19 protein-coding genes and 1 riboswitch are annotated in these 22837 nt (G+C 74.1%); of the genes, 8 read left to right on the top strand and 11 right to left on the bottom strand.

All coding sequences use genetic code 11. The features are described from left to right. Positions 1-30 precede the first annotated feature (30 nt). Together AFM16_RS35630 and AFM16_RS35625 are read left to right on the top strand one after the other, a co-directional pair. The gene (locus tag AFM16_RS35630; RefSeq protein WP_078636450.1) at positions 31-1194 is read left to right on the top strand and encodes an FAD-dependent oxidoreductase; all 1164 of its coding nucleotides are present in this window, start codon (positions 31-33) and stop codon (positions 1192-1194) included. 39 nt (positions 1195-1233) lie between these two features. Beyond that, positions 1234-1464, top strand: coding sequence for a hypothetical protein (locus AFM16_RS35625; protein WP_078636449.1), 231 nt, complete (start codon positions 1234-1236; stop codon positions 1462-1464). A 15-nt stretch (positions 1465-1479) separates the two neighbouring features. Here AFM16_RS35625 and lexA read toward each other — a convergent pair whose 3' ends face one another. Together lexA and cobN are read right to left on the bottom strand one after the other, a co-directional pair. Beyond that, positions 1480-2151 (bottom strand): transcriptional repressor LexA, encoded by a 672-nt coding sequence (gene lexA / locus AFM16_RS35620; protein ID WP_078636448.1) that lies wholly within the window; start codon positions 2149-2151, stop codon positions 1480-1482. A 95-nt stretch (positions 2152-2246) separates the two neighbouring features. Then, a complete protein-coding gene (cobN, locus tag AFM16_RS35615) occupies positions 2247-5840 on the bottom strand; it encodes a cobaltochelatase subunit CobN (RefSeq protein ID WP_078636447.1) in 3594 nt (1197 codons plus the stop codon). A 53-nt stretch (positions 5841-5893) separates the two neighbouring features. Beyond that, a riboswitch (cobalamin riboswitch) is annotated at positions 5894-5970 on the bottom strand. A 101-nt stretch (positions 5971-6071) separates the two neighbouring features. On the opposite strand from cobN, the gene cobG reads away from it, so the two are divergent. From cobG to AFM16_RS35600, 3 genes are read left to right on the top strand one after another with little or no spacing between them, the layout of a single operon-like run. Further along, entirely contained in the window at positions 6072-7355 is a 1284-nt protein-coding gene (cobG, locus tag AFM16_RS35610; protein ID WP_078636446.1) for a precorrin-3B synthase, read from the top strand. Beyond that, positions 7352-8023 carry a precorrin-8X methylmutase gene (locus AFM16_RS35605; RefSeq protein WP_179123347.1) on the top strand — a complete coding sequence of 224 codons (672 nt, stop codon included), beginning with the start codon at positions 7352-7354 and terminating at the stop codon, positions 8021-8023. Before cobG ends, AFM16_RS35605 begins: the two co-directional genes overlap by 4 nt. After that, complete coding sequence (locus tag AFM16_RS35600) at positions 8020-9510, top strand: precorrin-2 C(20)-methyltransferase (protein ID WP_078636445.1); 1491 nt, start codon at positions 8020-8022, stop codon at positions 9508-9510. Before AFM16_RS35605 ends, AFM16_RS35600 begins: the two co-directional genes overlap by 4 nt. Positions 9511-9533: 23 nt before the next feature. On the opposite strand, the gene AFM16_RS35595 is transcribed toward AFM16_RS35600, so the two are convergent. Then, positions 9534-10295 (bottom strand): cobalt-precorrin-6A reductase, encoded by a 762-nt coding sequence (locus AFM16_RS35595; RefSeq protein WP_078636444.1) that lies wholly within the window; start codon positions 10293-10295, stop codon positions 9534-9536. 20 nt (positions 10296-10315) lie between these two features. Here AFM16_RS35595 and AFM16_RS35590 point away from each other — a divergent pair, with 20 nt between their 5' ends. Next, complete coding sequence (locus AFM16_RS35590) at positions 10316-11452, top strand: cobalt-precorrin-5B (C(1))-methyltransferase (protein ID WP_245177890.1); 1137 nt, start codon at positions 10316-10318, stop codon at positions 11450-11452. Positions 11453-11465: 13 nt separating this feature from the next. Here the strand turns inward: AFM16_RS35590 and cobM are convergent, their stop codons facing one another. From cobM to AFM16_RS35555, 7 genes are all read right to left on the bottom strand, one after another. Further along, positions 11466-12215 carry a precorrin-4 C(11)-methyltransferase gene (gene cobM / locus AFM16_RS35585; protein WP_078636442.1) on the bottom strand — a complete coding sequence of 250 codons (750 nt, stop codon included), beginning with the start codon at positions 12213-12215 and terminating at the stop codon, positions 11466-11468. Beyond that, positions 12212-13468 (bottom strand): precorrin-6y C5,15-methyltransferase (decarboxylating) subunit CbiE, encoded by a 1257-nt coding sequence (cbiE, locus tag AFM16_RS35580; protein ID WP_078636441.1) that lies wholly within the window; start codon positions 13466-13468, stop codon positions 12212-12214. The genes cobM and cbiE overlap by 4 nt, the downstream gene beginning before the upstream one ends. A 120-nt stretch (positions 13469-13588) precedes the next feature. Further along, complete coding sequence (locus tag AFM16_RS35575) at positions 13589-13957, bottom strand: cytochrome C oxidase subunit I (protein ID WP_245177888.1); 369 nt, start codon at positions 13955-13957, stop codon at positions 13589-13591. Next, positions 13957-15648 (bottom strand): aa3-type cytochrome oxidase subunit I, encoded by a 1692-nt coding sequence (gene ctaD, locus AFM16_RS35570; protein ID WP_078636440.1) that lies wholly within the window; start codon positions 15646-15648, stop codon positions 13957-13959. Before ctaD ends, AFM16_RS35575 begins: the two co-directional genes overlap by 1 nt. 200 nt (positions 15649-15848) lie before the next feature. Further along, positions 15849-16718, bottom strand: coding sequence for an RNA polymerase sigma factor SigF (locus AFM16_RS35565; protein ID WP_370628122.1), 870 nt, complete (start codon positions 16716-16718; stop codon positions 15849-15851). A 153-nt stretch (positions 16719-16871) separates the two neighbouring features. Further along, positions 16872-17750 (bottom strand): YegS/Rv2252/BmrU family lipid kinase, encoded by an 879-nt coding sequence (locus AFM16_RS35560; protein ID WP_078636439.1) that lies wholly within the window; start codon positions 17748-17750, stop codon positions 16872-16874. Between the two features lie 145 nt (positions 17751-17895). Continuing rightward, positions 17896-19491, bottom strand: a complete 1596-nt coding sequence (locus AFM16_RS35555; protein WP_078636438.1) for an FAD-binding oxidoreductase — start codon at positions 19489-19491, stop codon at positions 17896-17898. Between the two features lie 153 nt (positions 19492-19644). On the opposite strand from AFM16_RS35555, the gene AFM16_RS35550 reads away from it, so the two are divergent. Together AFM16_RS35550 and AFM16_RS35545 are read left to right on the top strand one after the other, a co-directional pair. Continuing rightward, positions 19645-20307 (top strand): TetR/AcrR family transcriptional regulator, encoded by a 663-nt coding sequence (locus tag AFM16_RS35550; protein WP_107419218.1) that lies wholly within the window; start codon positions 19645-19647, stop codon positions 20305-20307. Continuing rightward, positions 20304-21917 carry a glycerol-3-phosphate dehydrogenase/oxidase gene (locus AFM16_RS35545; RefSeq protein ID WP_245177887.1) on the top strand — a complete coding sequence of 538 codons (1614 nt, stop codon included), beginning with the start codon at positions 20304-20306 and terminating at the stop codon, positions 21915-21917. Before AFM16_RS35550 ends, AFM16_RS35545 begins: the two co-directional genes overlap by 4 nt. A gap of 33 nt (positions 21918-21950) precedes the next feature. On the opposite strand, the gene AFM16_RS35540 is transcribed toward AFM16_RS35545, so the two are convergent. Then, positions 21951-22814, bottom strand: coding sequence for an oxygenase MpaB family protein (locus AFM16_RS35540; RefSeq protein ID WP_078636436.1), 864 nt, complete (start codon positions 22812-22814; stop codon positions 21951-21953). Positions 22815-22837 lie beyond the last annotated feature (23 nt).

Raw genomic sequence — 22837 nt, 5'->3', positions numbered from 1 at the left:
GAGCAGGTGGCCACGCAGAGGAGAACGACCATGACCACGCACCCGCACCCCCACCACCCCATCGCGATCATCGGCGCAGGACTGGGCGGTCTGACCCTGGCCCGCGTCCTGCACACCCGCGGCATCGAGGCGGCCGTGTTCGACCTCGAGGCCGGTCGGCACGTCCGCACCCAGGGCGGCATGCTCGACATCCACGAGGACTCCGGGCAGACCGCGATCCGCGCCGCCGGCCTGTACGAGCCGTTCCGGGCGCTCGTCCACCCCGGCGGCGAGGCGATGCGGCTCCTCGACCGGGACGCCGCCGTCGTCCTGGAGCGCGGGGACGACGGCGACGGCGGCCGTCCCGAGGTCGACCGCGGACACCTGCGCGACCTCCTGCTGGACTCCCTCCCCGACGGCACGGTCCGCTGGTCCCGCAAGGTGACCGGCGCCCGCGCCCTGGACGACGGCCGGCACGAGGTGACCTTCGACGACGGCACCGCCGTCACCACCGATCTGCTGGTCGGCGCCGACGGCGCCTGGTCCCGGATCCGCCCCCTGGTGTCCTCCGCGGGCCCCGCCTACACCGGGATCAGCTTGGTCGAGCTGGACCTGCTGGACGCCGACACCCGGCACCCCGACAGCGCGGATCTGATCGGCGGCGGCTTCTTCATCGCCCTGGACGACCACAAGGGCTTCCTCGCGCACCGCGAGACCGACGGCAGCCTGCACGTCTACGTCGCCCACCGCGCCGACGAGGACTGGCTGGACGGCATCGACTTCACCGAGGCCGGCGGGGAGACCCCGCTCGCCAAGAAGGCGCTGCTCGACTCCTTCGCCGGCTGGAGCCCGCGCTTCCGGGCCCTGATCGCCGACGCCGACGGCCCCCTCGTACCGCGCCGTATCCACGCGCTGCCCGTCGGCCACCGCTGGGACCGGGTCCCCGGCGTCACCCTGCTCGGCGACGCCGCGCACCTGATGTCACCCTTCGCGGGCGAGGGCGCCAATCTGGCCATGCTCGACGGCGCTCTCCTCGGCCTGGCGCTCGCCGATCACCCTGACGACACCGAGGCCGCGCTGACCGTCTACGAGAAGGAACTCTTCCCCCGCGGCGAAGCCTCCGCGGCCGAGTCGGCGACCTGGCTCACCCAGATGTTCGGCCCCGACCCGATGACGGGCCTGGTGGAGCAGTTCACGGCGCACGAGCGGAGCTGACGGCATGCGCGCCGCCCGGACAGGGCACAGGCTGGTGCCATGGCTACCCCGTACACAGTCGTGGTCTACCCGCCGGCGGCGGACGGCGGCCGCCGGGTGCGGTCCGGCGCGCACTTCCTGGGCATGGCGTACGGCCTGCTGGACATCGCCGAATTCCTGCGCGACGCCGGTGTGGACGACGCGGACGAGGCGTACGTCGAGACGTCCCCCCGCATCGAATGGCGCGGCGGCGGCCCGAAGGCGTGGGACGCCGAGCAGACCCCGGGCTGAGCGCGGGGCCGCCGGTTACAGCAGGCGCAGTACCCCGACCACCTTGCCCAGGATCTGCGCCCCGTCGCCGGGGATCGGGGCGTAGGCCGGGTTGCGGGGCATCAGCCAGACCTGGCCGTCCTGGCGGCGCAGGACCTTGACCGTCGCCTCGTCCTCCAGCAGGGCGGCGACGATGTCGCCGTGGTCGGCGCTGTCCTGGCGGCGGACGGTCACGATGTCGCCGTCGCAGATCGACGCCTCGATCATGGAGTCGCCGGAGACGGTCAGGGCGAACAGCTCGCCCTCGCCGACCACCTGGCGGGGCAGGCAGTAGACGTCCTCGATCATCTCCTCGGCCAGCAGCGGCGCGCCCGCCGCGATCCGGCCGACGAGCGGGACGTCGATCCGGGTGTCGTCCCGGCCCGCGAGGTCGGGTGCCCAGGAAGGCCGTAGGCGGTAGGCGCGCGGGGTGTGCGGGTCGCGGTAGAGGACGCCCTTGCGTTCGAGTGCCGTCAACTGGTGGGCCACCGAGGAGGTGCTGGCGAGCCGGACGGCCTGGCCGATCTCCCGCATGGACGGCGGGTAGCCCTGCCGCTCGACGGTCTCCGTGATGAAGCGGACGATGGCGGACTGCCGCTGCGTCAGCTCGCCCCGCGGGGACTGGGGGCCCGGGGGGCGCCCCCTGAGGGCGGGCACGGTGTTCTCCATCCTGGCACCTCCGTACAAGATCGTCGGAACGACCTTAACCCGCCACCCGCCATAAATGGAACATCCTGTCGAATCAGGAGCCCCCCGGCCGTTCGTCAGCCGTCCCCTTCGAGGTCACCCTCCGTCTCCAGGAACACCCGCCGCAGCTCCTCAAGGACCGCCGGATCCGGCTTCGCCCACATACCGCGCGACTCGGCCTCGAGGAGACGCTCGGCGATGCCGTGCAGGGCCCAGGGGTTGGCCTCCTGGAGAAATTCGCGGTTGGTGGGGTCCAGGACGTACGTCTCGGTGAGCTTGTCGTACATCCAGTCGGCGACCACACCGGTCGTCGCGTCGTAGCCGAACAAGTAGTCCACGGTCGCGGCGAGTTCGAAGGCACCCTTGTAGCCGTGGCGGCGCATCGCCTCGATCCACTTCGGGTTGACGACCCGGGCGCGGAAGACGCGCGAGGTCTCCTCGACCAGCGTGCGGGTGCGGACCGTCTCCGGGCGGGTGGAGTCGCCGATGTACGCCTCGGGCGCCGTGCCGCGCAGTGCGCGGACGGTGGCCACCATGCCGCCGTGGTACTGGAAGTAGTCGTCGGAGTCGGCGATGTCGTGCTCACGGGTGTCCGTGTTCTTGGCGGCCACCGCGATCCGCTTGTACGCCGTCTCCATCTCGTCGCGGGCCGGACGCCCGTCGAGTTCACGGCCGTAGGCGTAGCCGCCCCAGACCGTGTAGACCTCGGCGAGGTCGGCGTCGGTGCGCCAGTCGCGGGAGTCGATGAGCTGGAGCAGCCCGGCGCCGTACGTGCCGGGGCGGGAGCCGAAGATCCGGGTGGTGGCGCGGCGTTCGTCACCGTGCTCGGCCAGGTCCGCCTGGACGTGGGCGCGGACGTGGTTGACCTCGGCCGGTTCCTCCAGCGACGCGGCCAGGCGTACGGCGTCGTCGAGGAGGCCGACCGTGTGCGGGAAGGCGTCGCGGAAGAAGCCGGAGATGCGCAGGGTCACGTCGATACGGGGGCGGCCCAACTCCTCGTGCGGGACGGCTTCGAGGCCGGTGACGCGGCGGGAGGCGTCGTCCCAGACGGGGCGGACGCCGAGCAGGGCGAGGGCCTCGGCGACGTCGTCGCCCGCGGTGCGCATGGCGCTGGTGCCCCACAGCGACAGACCGACGGAGGTGGGCCATTCACCGTTGTCGGTGCGGTAGCGCTCCAGGAGGGAGTCGGCGAGGGCCTGGCCGGTCTCCCAGGCGAGGCGCGAGGGCACGGCCTTGGGGTCGACGGAGTAGAAGTTGCGGCCGGTCGGCAGGACGTTGACCAGTCCGCGCAGCGGCGAGCCGGAAGGACCGGCCGGGACGAACCCGCCGTTCAGGGCGTGCAGGGTGTGCTGGAGTTCGGCGGTGGTGGCGGCAAGCCGCGGGACGACCTCGCGGGCGGCGAACTCCAGGACGGCGGCGACCTGTTCACCGTGCTCGTCGGGCACCGCGTCGGGGTCCCAGCCGAGTTCCTCCATCCGCTCGACCAGGGCGCGGGCCTTGGCCTCCGCCTCGTCGGCGGTGGTGCGGGTGGCCGCGGACTCGTCCAGGCCGAGCGCCTCGCGCAGTCCGGGCAGGGCGGTGGTGCCGCCCCAGATCTGGCGGGCGCGCAGGATCGCCAGGACGAGGTTGACGCGGTCGGCGCCGGCCGGCGGATTGCCCAGCACATGCAGGCCGTCGCGGATCTGGGCGTCCTTGACCTCGCAGAGCCAGCCGTCGACATGCAGGAGGAAGTCGTCGAAGCCGTCGTCGTCGGGGCGGTCGTCCAGGCCGAGGTCGTGGTCGAGCCGGGCGGCCTGGATGAGGGTCCAGATCTGGGCGCGGATCGCGGGCAGCTTCGCCGGGTCCATGGCCGAGATCTGCGCGTACTCGTCGAGGAGTTGCTCCAGGCGCGCGATGTCGCCGTAGGAGTCGGCGCGGGCCATCGGCGGCACCAGGTGGTCCACGAGGGTGGCGTGGACGCGGCGCTTGGCCTGGGTGCCCTCGCCGGGGTCGTTGACCAGGAACGGGTAGATCAGCGGCAGGTCGCCGAGGGCGGCGTCGGGGCCGCAGGCGGCGGACAGGCCGGCGTTCTTGCCGGGCAGCCACTCCAGGTTGCCGTGCTTGCCGAGGTGGATCATCGCGTCGGCGCCGAAGCCGCCGTCGGCCGCGGGGGCGGCGATCCAGCGGTAGGCGGCGAGGTAGTGGTGCGAGGGCGGCAGGTCCGGGTCGTGGTAGATGGCGATGGGGTTCTCGCCGAAGCCGCGCGGCGGCTGGATGAGGATCAGCAGGTTCTCGAAGCGGAGCGCGGCGAGCACGATGTCGCCCTCGGGATTGCGGCTGCGGTCGACGAACATCTCGCCGGGCGCCGGGCCCCAGTGCTCCTCGACGGCGGTGCGCAGTTCCTCGGGGAGCCCGGCGAACCAGCGCCGGTAGTCCGCCGCCGGGATGCGCACCGGGTTGCGGGCGAGCTGCTCCTCGGTGAGCCACTCCTGGTCGTGGCCGCCGGCCTCGATGAGCGCGCGGATCAGCTCGTCGCCGTCGCCGGAGACGAGCCCGGGGACGTCGGCGCCGCCGAAGTCGTAGCCCTCCTCCTTGAGGCGCCGCAGCAGGGCGACGGCGCTGGCGGGGGTGTCCAGGCCGACCGCGTTGCCGATGCGGGAGTGCTTGGTGGGGTAGGCGGACAGCACCAGCGCGAGCCGCTTGTCGGCGGCCGGGATGTGGCGCAGCCGGGCGTGGCGTACGGCGATGCCGGCGACGCGGGCGGCGCGCTCGGGGTCGGCGACGTAGGCGGGCAGGCCGTCGGCGTCGATCTCCTTGAAGGAGAACGGCACGGTGATCAGCCGGCCGTCGAACTCGGGCACGGCGATCTGGCTGGCCGCATCCAGCGGGGAGACGCCCTCGTCGTTGGCGTCCCAGTCGGAGCGGGACGAAGTCAGGCACAGGGCCTGGAGGATGGGGACGTCGAGGGCGGTGAGGGCGCCCGCGTCCCAGGACTCGTCGTCGCCGCCGGCCGACGCCTCGGCGGGCCGGGTGCCGCCCGCGGCGAGGACGGTGGTCACGATGGCGTCGGCCGGGCGGAGCCGGTCGATCAGTTCGGGCTCGGGGGCGCGCAGCGAGGCCACGTACAGCGGCAGGGCCCGGCCGCCGGCCGCCTCGATCGCGTCGCACAGGGTGTGCACGAAGGCGGTGTTGCCGCTCATGTGGTGGGCTCGGTAGTAGAGCACGGCGATCGTCGGGCCGCCCTCGGGCAGCTCGCGCGCCGGGCGCTCCAGCGGCCCCCAGGTCGGGGCGGGCGCCGGGGGTTCGAAGCCGTGGCCGGTGAGGAGCACGGTGTCGGAGAGGAAGCGGGCGAGCTGTTCCAGGTTGGCGGGGCCGCCGTGGGCGAGGTAGGCGTGCGACTCGGCGGCGATGCCGACCGGGACGGTGGAGGCGGCCATCAACTGGGCGTCGGGGGCCTGTTCGCCGGTGAGGACGACGACCGGGCGGCCGTCGGCGAGCAGCAGATCGAGGCCGTCCTGCCAGGCGCGCAGCCCGCCGAGGAGGCGTACGACGACCAGGTCCACGCCGTCCAGGAGGGCGGGCAGGTCGTCGAGGGGGAGGCGGGCCGGGTTGGCGAAGCGGTAGGTGACCGGGCCGGCGGCGGCGCGCGCGCTGAGCAGGTCGGTGTCGGACGTCGACAGCAGGAGGATCATGCGGCGTCGGCCTTCCTCGGGGTGTCCGCGCCCCGGGTGGTGTCGGACGGCGGGAGTTCCTGGCTCACCCGTCCCCTGGGGGACGGGCTCACAGTGGCGGGACCGCGCCGGAGTCGCACCGGGCTTCCTCCCCTGTCGCCGTCGTGGCGATGGCGGACCGGGTGATCCACCAGGGAGCATAGTAAGGGTCGGCGAACTGGGGCGTGGCATACGTCCACCGGGGCGGTGGGTATGCTCGCCGCCGTGTCCACCCCTGCCGTCCCCTCATCGCCCCAGGCCACAGCGGTCTCCCGGAACCGCGGTGACGCCTGCCCGGGAACACTGCGGCTGCACGCGGCGGATGACGGGGCGCTGGCCCGGGTCCGGCTGCCGGGCGGTGTGCTGACCGTCCGCCAGGCCCGCGCGCTGGGCGAGGCGGCCCGGCTCCTGGGCGACGGCGATCTGCATCTGACCTCGCGCGGCAACGTCCAACTGCGCGGTCTGGACGGCGGTTGCGGCGCCGAACTGGCCGCGCTGCTCGGCGCGGCCGGGCTGCTGCCCTCGCCGGAGCACGAACGCGTGCGCAACGTGGTGGCCTCGCCGCTGTCCGGTCTCGACGGGCGCGGTCTGTGTGACGTACGGCCCTGGCTCACCGGGCTCGACGCGGCGCTGTGCGCGAGCGGGCGGGCCCGGGAGTTGTCGGGACGGTTCCTGTTCGCGCTGGACGACGGCCGCGGGGACGTGGGCGGGCTCGGTGCGGACGTGACGCTGCGGGCCACCGACGACGGGGGCGCCTGGCTCGGTCCTGGCGGGGTCCGGGTGTCGGCGCAGGACGCGCCGCGGGCCGCGCTGGTGGCCGCCGAGACCTTCCTGGACGCGGCGCGCGAGACCACGGGACGGGCCTGGCGGATCTCCGAACTGGGCTTGCCTCAAGAGGAGTTGGCCGACCGGGTCCGGCGGGGACTGACCGCCGCCGGCATCGCCCACGAGGAGCGCACCGGCTCCACCGCGCGCACGGACGGGCCGGCGCCGGGCGTGACCGGCGGCGCCCTGTGCGCGCACATCCCGCTGGGCCGCCTCTCGGCCGGCCAGTGGAGCACGCTGACCGCCGTCGCCGACGACGAACTGCGGCTGACGCCGTGGCGCGGGGTCGTCGTCCCCGTCCCCGGCAGGAGCCCGGCCCGGGTCGCCGAGTCGCTGGCCCGGCTGTCCGCCGCCGGGCTCGTCACCGACCCGGACTCCCCCTGGCCGCGCGTCGGCGCCTGTGTGGGACATCCCGGGTGTGCGAAATCCCACTCCGACGTCCGCGCGGACGCGGCCTACGCTCTCGACGCGGCCCGGCTCAGCCCCCTGCCGCTGTACTGGTCCGGCTGTGAACGCCGTTGCGGTCGTCCGCACGGCGACCGGATCGACGTGGTCGCGGCCGAGGGCGGCGGCTACCGGCTCACCACCGCCCGGCCGGGCCGGGAACCGCGCACCGCCGCGACGACCGACGCTTCCCATCTCGCCGCCGCCCTGGCGGCGATCACCTCATGAGCCGTCCGACCACCGAGAGCAGCGAGACGAACACCGTGACCAGCTACGACTACGAGAAGGACGGCGCGGCCATCTACCGTCAGTCCTTCGCCACCATCCGCGCGGAGGCGGACCTCGCGGGGCTGCCCGCCGACGTCAGCCAGGTCGCGGTGCGCATGATCCACGCCTGCGGCATGGTCGACCTCGTGCGGGACCTCTCGTACTCGCCCGCCGTGGTGGCCCGGGCCCGCGCCGCGCTGCGGGCCGGCGCGCCCATCTTCACCGATGTGCAGATGGTGGCCAGCGGGGTGACCCGCAAGCGGCTGCCCGCCGGCAACGACGTGCTGTGCACCCTGTCCGACCCGGCCGTTCCCGAGCTGGCGGCGAAGCTCGGCACCACCCGCAGCGCCGCCGCGCTGGAGCTGTGGCGGGACCGTCTCGAAGGCTCGGTCGTCGCGGTCGGCAACGCGCCCACCGCGCTGTTCCGGCTGCTGGAGATGATCGACGAGGGCGCTCCCCGGCCCGCCGCCGTCATAGGCGTGCCCGTCGGGTTCATCGGGGCCGCCGAGTCCAAGGACGCGCTGGCCGCGCACCCGTCCGGTCTTGACCACCTGGTGGTGCGGGGGCGCCGGGGCGGCAGCGCCCTGGCCGCCGCCGCTCTCAACGCGATCGCGAGCGAGGAAGAATGAGCGGGAAGCTCTACGGGGTGGGGCTCGGCCCCGGTGACCCGTCCCTGATGACGGTGCGCGCGGTCGAGGTCATCGGCGAGGCCGATGTGATCGCCTACCACAGCGCCCGGCACGGCCGGTCCATCGCCCGCTCGATCGCGGCCAAGCATCTGCGCGACGACCACATCGAGGAGCGGCTGGTCTACCCGGTCACCACGGAGACCACCGACCATCCGGGCGGCTACCAGGGGGCGATGGAGGAGTTCTACGCCGAGTCGGCCGCCCGGCTCGCCGCGCATCTGGACGCGGGCCGCACGGTGGCGGTCCTCGCCGAGGGCGATCCGCTCTTCTACGGCTCCTACATGCACATGCACAAGCGGCTCGCGGACCGCTACGACACCGAGGTGATCCCCGGTGTCACCTCCGTGTCGGCCGCCGCCGCCCGGCTGGGCGCGCCGCTCGCCGAGGGCGAGGAGGTGCTCACGATCCTGCCGGGCACGCTGCCCGAGGAGGAGCTGACCGCGCGGCTGGCCGCCACGGACGTGGCGGTGGTGATGAAGCTGGGCCGTACCTTCCCCAAGGTGCGGCGGGCGCTGGAGCGTTCGGGCCGGCTCGCCGAGACGCGGTATGTGGAGCGGGCCACGATGAGCGGGGAGCGGGTCGCCGAACTGGCGGACGTGGACGCGGAGTCGGTGCCGTACTTCGCGGTGGCGGTGCTGCCCAGCCAGGTCGACGCCGAGCGGCCCGCGGCGCGCGAGCGCGGCGAGGTCGTCGTGGTCGGGACCGGTCCTGCGGGGCCGCTGTGGCTGACGCCCGAGTCGCGGGGGGCGCTGGCCGCCGCCGACGACCTGGTCGGCTACACCACCTACCTCGACCGGGTGCCGTCGCGGGCCGGGCAGGCCCGGCACGGCTCGGACAACCGGGTGGAGTCCGAGCGCGCCGAGTTCGCCCTGGACCTGGCGCGGCGCGGGCGGCGGGTGGCCGTCGTCTCCGGCGGCGATCCGGGCGTCTTCGCGATGGCGACCGCCGTCCTGGAGGCCGCCGCGCAGAAGGAGTACGCGGACATCCCGGTGCGGGTGCTGCCGGGGGTGACCGCCGCCAACGCGGCGGCCGCCCGTGCGGGCGCCCCGCTCGGCCACGACTACGCCACGATCTCGCTCTCCGACCGGCTCAAGCCGTGGGAGGTCATCGCCGAACGCCTGCGGGCGGCCGCCGCGGCCGACCTGGTGCTCGCCCTGTACAACCCCGGCTCGCGCAGCCGCACCTGGCAGGTGGGCAAGGCCCGTGAACTCCTCCTGGAGCACCGGGCCCCGGACACCCCGGTGGTGGTCGCACGCGATGTCGGCGGCCCGGAGGAGCGGGTGCGGATCGTCCGGCTGGCCGACCTGGACCCGGCCGAGGTCGACATGCGCACGATCCTCCTCGTCGGCTCCTCCCAGACGCGGGCCGTACGGCGGGACGACGGTCAGGACATCGTCTGGACGCCGCGCCGGTACCCGGAGGCGTGAGCGGACGGCAGGGCCGGGTCTTGTCAGCCGGGCGGAAGGCGGTGACCCGGGTGGGCGAGGAGCCAGGTCACCGCGTCCTCCGGGGTCGGTACGACGGGGACGCCCTCCGGGGCCGGGGGTCTGCGGACCACGACCACCGGGACGCCGGCCTCGCGGGCCGCGGTGAGCTTGGGGGCGGTGGCCGCTCCCCCGCTGTCCTTCGTCACCACCACGTCGATCCGGTGACGGCGCAGCAGGTCGCGTTCGCCGTCGAGGGTGAAGGGGCCCCGGTCGAGCAGGACCTCCGTGCGAGCCGGGTACGGCGGTTCGGGCGCGTCGACGGAGCGGACCAGGAACCACAGGTCGGCGGGGAGGTCCGCGAAGGCGGCCAGGCCCATGCGGCCGGTGGTGAGGAAGACACGGCGGCCGAGCCCCGGCAGCGCCGCGGCCGCCTCCGCCAGCGAGTCCACCTCCCGCCAGCGGTCCCCGGGGACGGGCACCCAGCCGGGGCGGCGCAGGGCGAGCAGGGGAACGCGGGCGTCGGCGGCGGCCTCCGCCGCGTGGAAGCTCATCGTCCCGGCGAAGGGGTGGGTGGCGTCGACGAGCACGTCGGCCGCGTGCTCGCGCAGCCAGGCCGTCAGCCCCTCGGTGCCGCCGAAGCCGCCGACCCTGACCTCGCCCGGAGGCAGCCGGGGCGCGGCGACGCGTCCGGCGAGGGAGCTGGTGAGGCGCAGGCCGGGCGTGCCGTGCAGCAGTTCCGCGAGACGGCGGGCCTCCGTGGTACCGCCGAGAATCAGTACATGCACGAGAGAGTCCGGTTCCGATCGTGAGCGGTGACGTGACAGGCGAGGGTGCGGCCCGGGGCGGCCGCGCCGCCCAACTCAAGCACACCGGGCTGCGGCCCGGCTGGACCACCGGTGCCTGTGCGACGGCGGCGACGACCGCCGCGTACACGGCCCTGCTGACCGGCGCGTTCCCCGACCCGGTGACGATCACGCTGCCCCGGGGGCAGACGCCGTCGTTCGCGCTGGCCGCCGAGGAGCTGGCGGACGGGTCCGCGACGGCGGGGGTCGTGAAGGACGCGGGCGACGATCCGGACGTCACGCACGGGGCGCTGATCCGGGCCACCGTACGGCGGCTGCCGGCCGGGGCCGGGGTGGTGTTCCGGGCGGGTCCCGGGGTGGGCACGGTCACCCGCCCCGGACTGCCGCTGCCCGTCGGCGAGCCGGCCGTGAACCCGGTGCCGCGCCGGATGATGAGCGAGCACGTCGCCGAGGTCGCCGCCCGGTACGGGGCGCCGGGGGACGTCGAGATCACCGTGTCCGTCGACCACGGCGAGGAGATCGCCCGCTCCACCTGGAATCCGCGCCTGGGCATCCTCGGGGGCCTGTCCATCCTCGGGACGACCGGGATCGTGGTGCCGTACTCCTGCTCGGCGTGGATCGACTCGATCCGGCGGGGTGTCGACGTGGCGCGGGCGGCGGGCCGTACGCATGTCGCCGGGTGCACCGGGTCGACGTCGGAGAGGACGGTCGTCGCCGAGTACGGGCTGCCCGAGGACGCCCTGCTCGACATGGGCGACTTCGCGGGGGCCGTGCTGAAGTACGTCCGCCGTCATCCGGTGGAGCGGCTCACCGTCTGCGGCGGTTTTGCCAAGCTGTCCAAGCTGGCCGCCGGGCATCTGGACCTGCACTCGGCGCGCTCCCAGGTCGACAAGGGCTTCCTCGCCGGTCTGGCCCGGCGCGGCGGCGCGGACCCGGCGCTGGCCGCCGAGGTCGCGGAGGCCAACACCGGTCTCGCGGCGCTCCAGTTGTGCCGGGCGGCCGGGGTGCCGCTCGGCGATCTGGTGGCGACGGCGGCCCGCGACCAGGCGCTGGCCGTGCTGCGGGGCGCGCCGGTCGCGGTCGACGTCATCTGTATCGACCGGGCGGGCACGGTGGTGGGGCGCAGCACGGTGGCCTGAGCCCGGACGGCGGTCAGCAGACGTGGCGTTCGCGCTCCGGCGAGTACAGGTGGCTGTCGCGGAACTGCTCGGCGCCCAGCGTCCGCCCGACCATGATGACGGCGGTGCGCAGCACGCCCGCCTCCTTCACCTTCCCGGCGATCTCGTCGAGGGTGCCCCGGATGATCAGCTCCTCCGGGCGGGAGGCGTACGCCACGACGGCCGCCGGGCAGTCGGCGCCGTAGTGCGGCAGCAGTTCGGCGACGACCCGGTCCACGTACCGGGCGGCCAGGTGGAGCACGATCAGGGCGCCGCTGCGGCCCAGGGTGGCCAGGTCCTCGCCGTCGGGCATGGCGGTGGCCTGCTGGGCGACGCGGGTGAGGATGACGGTCTGGCCGACGGTCGGCACGGTCAACTCCCGCTTGAGGGCGGCCGCGGCGGCGGCGAAGGCGGGCACACCGGGCACGACCTCGTAGGGCACCCCGGCCGCGTCCAGGCGGCGCATCTGCTCGGCGACCGCGCTGAACACCGACGGGTCCCCGGAGTGCAGCCGGGCCACGTCGTGCCCCTCCTCGTGCGCGCGCACCAACTCGGCGACGATCTGGTCCAGATCGAGCTGGGCGGTGTCCACCAGGCGGGCGTCCGGCGGGCATTCGGCGAGCAGTTCGCGCGGGACCAGGCTGCCCGCGTACAGGCAGACCCGGCAGGCGGCGAGCGTACGGGCGCCGCGCACCGTGATCAGGTCGGCGGCACCGGGTCCCGCGCCGATGAAGTACACGGTCATTCGTCTGCTCCTGACAACGTGTCGGGGGTCTTCTGTACCGACCACTGGGTGACCGGCATGGCCTGCCGCCACCCGGTGAAGCCGCCCACGGGCACGGCGTGCGCCACCGCGAGCCGGACCAGTTCGCCGCCGTGGCGCCTGCGGGCGTCGGCGAGGAGGGCCTCGGACTCCAGCGTCACGGTGTTGGCGACCAGCCGTCCGCCGGCCGGCAGGGCCGCCCAGCAGGCGTCGAGGAGACCGGGCGAGGTGAGTCCGCCGCCGATGAACACGGCGTCGGGGGTGGGGAGTCCGGGCAGCGCGTCGGACGCGGAGGCGGTGACCACGCGCAGTCCCGGCACGCCGAGCCGGTCGGCGTTGCGCGTGATGCGCTCCGCCCGTACGGGGTCGCGCTCGACGCTGACCGCCCGGCAGGAGGGGTGGACGCGCATCCATTCGACGGCGATCGAACCGGACCCGCCGCCGATGTCCCACAGCAGTTCGCCGGGGGCGGGGGCGAGCGCCGCGAGGGTGGCGGCGCGGACATGCCGTTTGGTGAGCTGTCCGTCGTGCTCGTAGGCGTCGTCCGGGAGTCCCGGTACGGCGCCGAGGCGCAGGGCGTCCGGGGCGCGGCGGCAGTCGACGGCGACGACGGCGAGGGGGTCGCCGGGCGGGCGCTCCCACCGGGCGGCGGTGTCCTCGTCCGTCACGTGTTCCTGCGGGCCGCCGAGCTGTTCGAGGACCCGCATCCGGCTCGGGCCGAAGCCGTGGTCGCGCAGCAGGGCGGCGACGGCGGCGGGGGCGGTCGCGTCGGCGCCGAGGACGAGGATCCGGCGGCCGTGGTGCAGGGCGGCGGCGAGCCGTGCGGCGGGCCGGCCGACGAGCGTGACGACCTCGACGTCCTCCAGCGGCCAGCCGAGCCGGGCGGCGGCGTAGGACACGGAGGAGGGGTGCGGCAGGACGTGCGGGGCGGCGCCCTCCTCGACGAGGGCGCGGCCGATGCCGTAGAACATCGGGTCGCCGCTGGCCAGGACGGCGATGCGGCGGCCGGCGTGGGCGGTGAGAAGGTCGGCGACGGCGGGGCGCAGCGGCGAGGGCCAGGCGACGCGTTCGCCCGTGCACGGGGGAGGCAGCAGGTCGAGCTGGCGCGGGCCGCCGATCAGTACCTCGGCGTCGCGCAGGGCGGCCCGGGAGGCGTCGGTGAGGCCGTCCCATCCGTCGGCTCCGATCCCGACGACGGTGACGGCGAGCGGCGGTCCTGGACGTACGGGAGTCACTGCGCGGTACCTCGGGTCTCGGGGGCGACAGTGCCGCACTCTACCCGGCGGTGACCAGCGCACTCGTGCTCGGCCCCCGCCCTGCCGCGGTGGGCGGGGCGGGGGCCGGGGGCGGCGGTGTCAGCGCAGGAGCGGTACGGCCGCCAGGGCGGTGAGGCCCGCGCCGCCGGCCAGGGTCCAGGCCACGCAGCGCAGCCGCAGGGTGCGGTAGCGGCGCTCGTACTCGCCGCGCAGCGAACGGCAGCGGGCCGCGATCCGTTCCAGGTCCTGGCGGGCCCGGAGCAGGCTGTCGTCCACGTAGTGGCGTTCGATCTCGTCCTTCTGGGAGGTCGTCAGCCAGTCCATGGGCCGTACGAACTCACGCGCGCGTTCCTGCGCGACCGCGATCGTGGCCTGCCACAGGAGGTAGCCCTCGACCTCGTCGCCGAGACCGGTCCGGGTGGATCCCTGTTTCGACGCCCCGCTCATGTCCGCGCCGGGGCCGGCCATCAGTGGGCCCCCGCGGCCTCGGCCTCGGCCCGCGCGATGTCGGGGTGGTGGAGGTCGAACGCCGGGGACTCGGAGCGGATCTTGGGCAGCGCGGTGAAGTTGTGGCGCGGCGGCGGGCAGGAGGTGGCCCACTCCAGGGAGCGGCCGTAGCCCCACGGGTCGTCGACCTCGATCTTCTTGCCGTACTTGCCGGTCTTCCACACGTTGTAGAGGAAGGGCAGCATCGACAGGCCGAGGACGAAGGAGCTGATCGTGGAGATGGTGTTGAGGGCGGTGAAGCCGTCGGCCGCGAGGTAGTCGGCGTAGCGGCGCGGCATGCCCTCGGCGCCCAGCCAGTGCTGGACCAGGAAGGTGCCGTGGAAGCCGACGAACAGCGTCCAGAAGGTGATCTTCCCGAGGCGTTCGTCGAGCATCCTGCCGCTGAACTTCGGCCACCAGAAGTGGAATCCGGCGAACATCGCGAAGACGACGGTGCCGAAGACGACGTAGTGGAAGTGGGCGACCACGAAGTAGGAGTCGGAGACGTGGAAGTCCATCGGCGGTGACGCGAGGATGACGCCGGTCAGGCCGCCGAAGAGGAAGGTGACGAGGAAGCCGGTCGCCCAGAGCATCGGTGTCTCGAAGGAGATCGAGCCCTTCCACATGGTGCCGATCCAGTTGAAGAACTTCACGCCCGTGGGGACGGCGATGAGGAACGTCATGAAGGAGAAGAACGGCAGGAGCACTCCGCCGGTGACGTACATGTGGTGGGCCCACACGGTGATGGACAGGCCCGCGATCGCCGTGGTGGCGGCGACCAGGCCCATGTAGCCGAAGATCGGCTTGCGGGAGAAGACCGGGATGATCTCGGTGACGATGCCGAAGAACGGCAGCGCGATGATGTACACCTCCGGATGGCCGAAGAACCAGAAGAGGTGCTGCCACAGGAGGGGGCCGCCGTTGGCCGGATCGTAGATGTGGGCGCCGAACTTGCGGTCCGCCATCAGCGCGAACAGCGCGGCCGCCAGCACCGGGAAGGCCAGCAGGACCAGGACGGCCGTCAGCAGCACGTTCCACACGAAGATCGGCATCCGGAACATGGTCATACCGGGCGCGCGCATGCAGATGATGGTCGTGATGAAGTTGACCGCGCCGAGGATGGTGCCGAAGCCGGAGAAGGCCAGGCCCATGATCCACAGGTCGGCGCCGAGCCCGGGCGACCGGATGGCGTCCGACAGCGGGGTGTAGGCGAACCAGCCGAAGTCGGCCGCGCCGTTCGGGGTGAGGAAGCCGCCGACCGCGATCGTGGAACCGAACAGGTAGAGCCAGTAGGCGAACATGTTCAGCCGGGGGAAGGCCACGTCCGGCGCGCCGATCTGGAGCGGCATGATCCAGTTGGTGAAGCCGGCGAACAGCGGGGTGGCGAACATCAGCAGCATCACGGTGCCGTGCATCGTGAACGCCTGGTTGAACTGCTCGTTGGACACGATCTGCTCGCCCGGACGGGCCAGTTCGGCGCGCATCACCAGCGCCAGGACGCCGCCGATCAGGAAGAACGCGAACGACGTGACGAGGTACAGGGTGCCGATCGTCTTGTGGTCGGTGGTCGTCAGCCACTTCACGACGACATTGCCCGGCTGCCTGCCCCTGACCGGCACTTCACTGTCGTAGGGAGCGACGGCCTGCCGCTCAGGGCCGTTGAGAGTAGTCACAGGGTGTTTCTCCGATGCTCACGCTTCACCCCCGCAAAGGTGGAAGTCATCGGACATCCTGGCGGCTGGGGCGCGGGAGGGAAGCGCCGCGCGGGGCGACATACGGCCGTTCGGGCGGTCTCCACCCACGGGTGGAGCAATCCCGCGAGCCGCCCGCGCGGGCCGGTCAGACGAGCGGACGGGTCGGTCGAGCGGGCGGGTCAGTCGACCATCATGCCCGCGCGCAGCCGGGCGAGGGTGCGCGACAGCAGGCGGGAGACGTGCATCTGGGAGACGCCCAGACGTTCGCCGATCTGGGCCTGGGTGAGTTCCTCCACGAACCGCATGTGGATGATCCGCCGGTCGCGTTCGCCGAGTTCGGCTATCAGCGGGGCCAGGGCGTGGAAGTCCTCGACCAGGGCGAGGTCGGTGTCCTCGTTGCCGATGAAGTCCTGGAGGGCGCTCTCGCCGTCCTCGCTGCCACCGATCGCGGCGTCCAGGGAGGAGGAGTTGTAGCCGTTGGAGGCGAGGCGGGCCTCGCGCACCTCGTCCTCGGACAGCGACATCAGCTCGGACAGTTCCTTGACGGTCGGTGTGCGGCCCAGCCGGCTGCTGAGTTCCTCCGTGGCGCGCGCCAACTGCACGCGGGCCTCCTGGAGGCGGCGCGGCACGTGCACGGCCCAGGTGGTGTCGCGGAAGAACCGCTTGATCTCGCCCACGATGTAGGGGATCGCGAACGAGGTGAACTCCGCCTCGCGGGACAGGTCGAACCGGTCGATCGCCTTGATCAGGCCGATCATGCCGACCTGGACGATGTCCTCCATCTCCTCCGGTCCCCGGCTGCGGAACCGGCCGGCCGCGAAGCGGACGAGGGACATGTTCATCTCGATCAGCGTGTTGCGGGCGTAGGCGTGTTCGGGCGTGCCCTCCTCCAGGACGGCCAACTGGTCGAAGAAGAGGCGGGACAGTTGCCGGGCGTCCTTGGGCGCGACCTTGGTGGGGTCGGTGATCTCCGGCAGGTTCCCGGTCCGCGTGTCCGTCGTGGCCGCCTCGGCCGTCGTCGCCGTCGTGGCCGTGCCCATGAGCGCCATCGTGTTTCCCCTCCCGGATTCAACCGACCGTGTCGGTCCGCCGCTTCGGGGCTCGTACGGCCTTTCGGCGGCGGACGTCACTCCGGGTACCCCGGCCCGCGGCGATCATGCCCGGCGGATGCCCGCGGGAACGTCCGTGCCGTCGCGGCCGGTTCAGCGGAGCACGGACAGGGCGCCGGGGAGCACCCGGGCCGCGACGGGCAGGACGGCGTCGACCTCGCCGTCGGTGCCGTAGGGGACCGGCCGGTCGGCCTCGATGCGGATCTCGCGGCCGCGCAGGATCCGCACCTCGGGGCGGTGGACGTGCGCGCCGGTCTTGAGTTCGTTCATCAGGGTGAAGAACAGGTGCCGGGGCGCGTGCCGGATCATCACCACGTCGAGGAGCCCGTCGTCGAGCCGGGCGTCGGGGGCGATGAGGCGGCCGGAGCCGTAGTAGGCGGAGTTGGCGGCCACGACGGTGTAGCCCCGGTGGGTGTGCTCCTCGCCGTCGACGGTGACCCGGTAGGCGGCCGGGCGCCAGGTGGTGACGGCGCGCAGACCGCCCAGGTAGTAGGAGGCGGAGCCACGCAGCACCTTGGTGTGGTTGGCGTGGCGGTTGGCGAGCGCGTCCACGCCTGCGTAGACGCTGCCGAGGGCGACGGCGCGGCCCTGCGCGGACTCCACCTCGATGGTGTCGACGGGGCTGGGCTCGTGCTCCAGCAGCACCTTGGCCAGCCCTTCGGGGTCGGTGGGCAGTCCCAGGGCGCGCGCGAAGTCGTTGCCCCGGCCGGCCGGGATCAGGCCGAGCACCGTGCCGGTGCCGCTGAGGGTGCCGCCGATGCCGCCGGCGATGCCGTCGCCGCCGACGGCCAGTACGGTCCGCCCGCGCCCGCCCGCCTCGCGGGCCAGCTCCTGGGCGTGGGCGAGGCTGCGGCTGTACTCGGTCTCCAGCCCGGCCCCGGCCTCGCGCAGCAGCCGGGCCACCCGCAGCAGTGCCGCGACCCCGGTGGAGCCGCCCGCGGTGGGGTTGACGATGGCGGTGAACTGTCGCATCGGTTGTGCCTCCGAGGGCGGCTGACGGGTCGTGCGCGGACTGGGCGGGTGGCGCTGGGTGGAGCGCTGTGTGTGGAGCGGGGTGGAGCCGGGTGGAGAACCGGGTGCGCCGGGGTGCACCCGGGGGTGGGTTCAGTCGATGGGTTCAGTCGGTGGGCAGCAGGATCCCGGGGTTGAGCACCCCCGTGGGATCCAGCCGTCCCTTGACCGCGCGCAGGGCGTCGATGCCGAGGGGGCCGGCCTCCCGGACGTACCAGTCGCGGTGGTCGCCGCCCACCCCGTGGTGGTGGCTGATGGTGCCGCCGGCGGCCAGGATCGCCTCGTTCGCCGCGTGCTTGGCGGGCGTCCAGTGGGCCACCGGGTCCTCGCCCTGCGCCGAGACGACGGTGAAGTACAGGGAGGCGCCGTTCTCGTAGACGTGCGAGATGTGGCACATCACCAGCGGCGGGGTGCCGGACTCGGTGAGGGTCGTGGTGAGCGCGGTGCGCACGGCGGCGTACAGCCCGGGCAGCGCGGACCAGAAGCCGGCGGTCTCCAGCGTCTCGGCGAACGCCCCGGCGTCCAGCAGGCTGTCGCGCAGGTAGGGCGCGGAGTAGCGGCCGTGCGCCCAGCGGTCGCCCGGCTCCTCGCCGAGGTACGTGCCACCGCAGTCGCGCAGCACGGCGGCGGCCCGCTCACGGCGGTACGCGGTGTCCTCCGCGGTGCCCTCGTAGCCGGCGATCGCCATGCAGCCCGCGTCCTGGGGCAGTCCGGAGGAGCCGATGGCGTCGGGCTGGGCGAGGCCGATCAGGGTCTCGGTCTCGTCCGACAGCCGCAGCACGGTCGGCCGGGGTCCGTCCTGGGCGAGGCGGCGCAGGGCGGCGGCGCCCTCCTCGAAGGAGGCGAACCGCCAGCCCTCGTAGATCCGGGTCTCGGGCAGCGGGCGGACCCGGACGGTCACCGAGGTGATGACGCCGAACGCGCCCTCCGAGCCGAGGACGAGCTGACGGAGGTCGGGGCCCGCGGCCGAGCGCGGCGCGCGGCCGGTGTCGAGGGTGCCGGCGGGGGTGGCGACGGTGAGGCCGAGGACCATCTCGTCGAAGCGGCCGTATCCGGCGGACGCCTGTCCGCTGGAGCGGGCGGCGGCGAACCCGCCGATGGTGGCCCACTCGAAGGACTGGGGGAAGTGGCCGAGGGTGAAGCCCTGTGCGGCCAGCAGCGCTTCGGCCTGCGGGGCCCTGAGGCCGGGTTGCAGGGTGGCGGTGCGGGAGACCGGGTCGAGGGCGAGCAGGCCGTCCATCCGGGCCAGGTCCAGCGCGACGAACGGGCCGCGCGCCTCGGGGGCGAGGCCGCCGACCACCGAGGTGCCGCCGCCGAACGGCACGACGGCCAGCCGGTGTGCCACGCACACCCGCAGGACGGCGAGGACCTCGTCGTGCGTGGCCGGCAGGACGACGGCCGCCGGGGTGTCGGAGACGTCGCCGGTGCGGATGCGCAGCAGGTCGGGGGTGGACTTGCCGCGGGTGTGCCGGACGCGGGTCTCGGCGTCGGTGCGGACATGGTCCGGGCCGCCTACGGCGTCGGCGAGTTCACGCAGCGCGGCGGGGTCGAGCGCCGGTTCGGGGACGGTGATGTCCGCCAGGGCGACCGGCTCGGTGCCGCGGGGCTTGACCCCGAGCAGGTCGCGCAGCAGCCCGGTCACCGTCTCGGTCAGCGGTGTCGCCCTGGCCGGGTCGCCCCAGCCGCTCCACAGCATGTCCATCTCTTGTCCTCACCGGTCGTCGCGGGTCGTCGCGGGTTCGCACAGGCTACGAAGTCGCCCGGTCACGGAGTCGCGGGGGTCGCGTACTCGCGGAACCTGCGGAAAACGAAGTGCCGTCTCCTGCACGGCCGTGCAGGCGTTACACTGTGACACATGACGCCTATTCGTCACAACGCCCAGAGCAACGCCCAGAGCGGCGACGGTCAGGGCAACGCTCAGGGCGGTGCCCAGGACAACGGCTCGGCCAACGACCCGGTGCTCGACGCGGTGCGCGACTGCGTACTGGCCGTCGGCGTCCGGCGCACCACCCTCACCGACGTGGCCCGCCGCGCGGGCGTCTCCCGTATGACGCTCTACCGCCGCTGGCCGGACGTGCGCTCCCTGGTCGGCGACCTGATGACCCGGGAGTGGATCGACGCGGCCACCGGCGCGATGCCCGACCCGGTCCCCGGCTCCGGCGCCCGCACCCGGATCGTCGACGGCCTGGTGAGCGGGGTGGCCGCCTTCCGGGCGCACCCCCTCTTCCGCAAGATCGTCGACGTCGACCCCGAACTGCTCCTCCCCTACGTCCTGGACCGGCGCGGCGCCAGCCAGGAGGCCCTGCTCGCCCTGCTGCACGACGCCCTGCGCGAGGGGCACGCCGACGGATCGGTGCGCCCCGGCCATGCCGAGCGCCAGGCCCGCGCCCTGCTCCTGGTCGCCCAGTCCTTCACCCTGTCGCTGCGCACGATGACCGACGAGGACGACCCCGATCTGAGTGCCGAGGCGTTCTCCGCCGAACTGCGCACCATCCTCGAGAGGACCCTGACGCCATGAGCCCCACGAGCCCCATGAGCCACAGCAGCACGGCCCCGTCCGCCGGCCCGGCTCCGGGCTCGTCCCTGACCGCCGCGCGCCGGCGCGCCGACCTCGAACGCGCCGTCGGCGGCCCGGCCGTGGACGTCCTGGTCGTCGGACTCGGCGCGACCGGCGCCGGGGCCGCCCTGGACGCCGCCGCGCGCGGTCTGTCGGTGATCGCCGTCGACGCCCACGACCTGGCCTTCGGCACCTCGCGCTGGAGCTCCAAGCTCATCCACGGCGGACTGCGCTACCTCGCCTCCGCCCAGCTCGACGTCGCCCACGAGAGCGCCCGCGAACGCGGCGTCCTGATGGAGCGCACCGCACCCCACCTGGTGCGCGCCCAGCCGTTCGTGCTGCCCCTGACCCCGCTGGTCTCCCGTCCCCAGGCGGCCCTGGCCTGGGCCGGTTTCCGGGCCGGCGACACCCTGCGCCTCGCCGCGCGCACCGCGCGCGCGACCCTGCCCGCGCCGCGCCGGCTGTCGGCGGCGGAGACCCGCCATCTCGCCCCCGCGCTGCGCTCCGCCGGGCTGCGCGGCGGCCTGCTGTCCTGGGACGGCCGGGTCACCGACGACGCCCGTCTGGTCACCGCCGTCGCGCGCACCGCCGCGGCCCACGGCGCCCGGATCCTCACCCGGGTACGGGCCCTGGAACTGACCCGTTCCGGCGCCCGCGTCCGCGACGAACTCACGGGCGAGGAGGGCGAGATCAGGGCCCGCGCCGTGATCAACGCCTCCGGGGTGTGGGCGGGCGGTCTGGTGGACGGCGTCCGCATCCGGCCCTCGCGCGGCACCCACCTCGTCCTGCGCACGGCACGGCTCGGCGCCCTCCCGGCCGGGCTGCACATCCCGATCCCCGGCGAGACCAACCGTTTCGTCCTCGTCCTGCCCCAGGGCGACGGCCGCACGTACGTCGGGCTCACCGACGAACCCGTCGGGGACGACATCCCCGACGTCCCCGAGGCGCCCGAGACCGACATCGGCTTCCTCCTCGACGTCCTGGGCTCGGCCCTCGACATCCCCGTCCACCGGGACGACGTGGTCGGCGCCTTCGCCGGACTGCGCCCCCTGCTGGACACCGGCGGGGCCGCGGGCTCCGGCGCGCCGGGCGGCACCGCCGACATCTCCCGCAGGCACGCGGTCCTCACCTCGTCCGAGGGCGTGATCACCGTGGTCGGCGGCAAGCTCACCACCTACCGGCGGATGGCCGAGGACGCCGTCGACACCGCCGCCGCCGTCCACGGCCTGACCTCACGCCCCTCCCCCACCGCGTCCCTGCCGCTGATCGGCGCCGCGTCACCGCAGGTCCTCGGCGCGCTCCGGGCACCCCGCCGTCTCGTCCACCGCTACGGCACCGAGGCCCCGGCCGTCCACGCGCTCGCCGCCGCGGACCCCGACCTCGCCGCACCCGTGCTCGACGGCCACCCCGTCACCCGGGCCGAACTCCTGTGGGCCGTCCGCCACGAGGGCGCCCTCGACCCCGCCGACCTCCTCGACCGGCGCACCCGCATCGGCCTGGTCCCCGAGGACCGCGCCACGGCACTGGACATCGCCCGGGGTGCGCTGGAGGCGGAGGCGGCTGCCACCTGACGTACCGTCACCTGCCGTTGCCGTAGGGCTGGTTCAGTCCCCGTCGCGACGCTGCGGGGGCGGGTTCATCGCCCAGCGGATGGTCCGGGTGAGCGCGTGCCCGGCCGGGCGGACGGCGAGGGCGTCCACCACGGGGAGCCGGGGCAGCCACAGCATCGACCGGGCCCACGGCGGCAGCAGCGCCACGGCGTTCGCGGCCAGCCCGCCGTAGAACGGGCGTGCCGCCAAGGGCAGCGGCGGCCGCACCAGCAGGAAGCGGGCGGCGGCCCGGGCGTCGGCACCGGCGCGCAGCTCGGGCCGGTAGGCGGCCAGACGCTCGGACAGCTCCCGCAGGTCACGGGGCGGGTCGAGGACCCCGAGGGCCTCGGCGACCCGGGCGGTGTCGGCGACGTAGGCGTCGTAGCCGGCGGTGTCGAGGGGGTGGGCCCCGTAGCGCCGGTGGGCGCGCAGGAAGCAGTGGGTCTCGGCCGCGTGCACCCAGCCGAGCAGATGCGGGTCGCCCGCGTGGTACTCCAGGCCCTCGGCGGTCCTGCCCCGGATCCGCTCGTGGATGGCGCGGACGTGGTCCACCGCCCGCTGGGCGTCGTCGGCGGTGCCGTAGGTCGTCACGGCCAGGAAGGTGCTGGTGCGCTGGAGCCGCCCCCACGGGTCGCCGCGGTAGCCGGAGTGGGCGGCGACGGCGGCCATGGCCTGCGGGTGCAGGGACTGGAGCAGCAGGGCGGCGATGCCCCCGATGAACATGGAGGCGTCGCCGTGGACCGTGCGGATCGGGCGGTCGGGGCCGAACCAGCGGGGTCCGGGTGTGCCGTGGATGCGGGCGCGGGTGGCCGGTCCGTCGGGGCCCGCCACCCGGTGGAACAGGCTTCTGCCCAGCAGCTCACGCACGTCCGTCAGCATCGCCGCTCCTCCCGAGCCTCTCG

Origin of the sequence: Streptomyces antibioticus, assembly GCF_002019855.1 — a bacterium.
GTDB classification, from domain to species: Bacteria; Actinomycetota; Actinomycetes; order Streptomycetales; family Streptomycetaceae; genus Streptomyces; species Streptomyces antibioticus_B.
The sequence above is the reverse complement of the archived record's forward strand: the minus strand, read 5'-3'. Positions and strand labels throughout refer to the sequence as shown.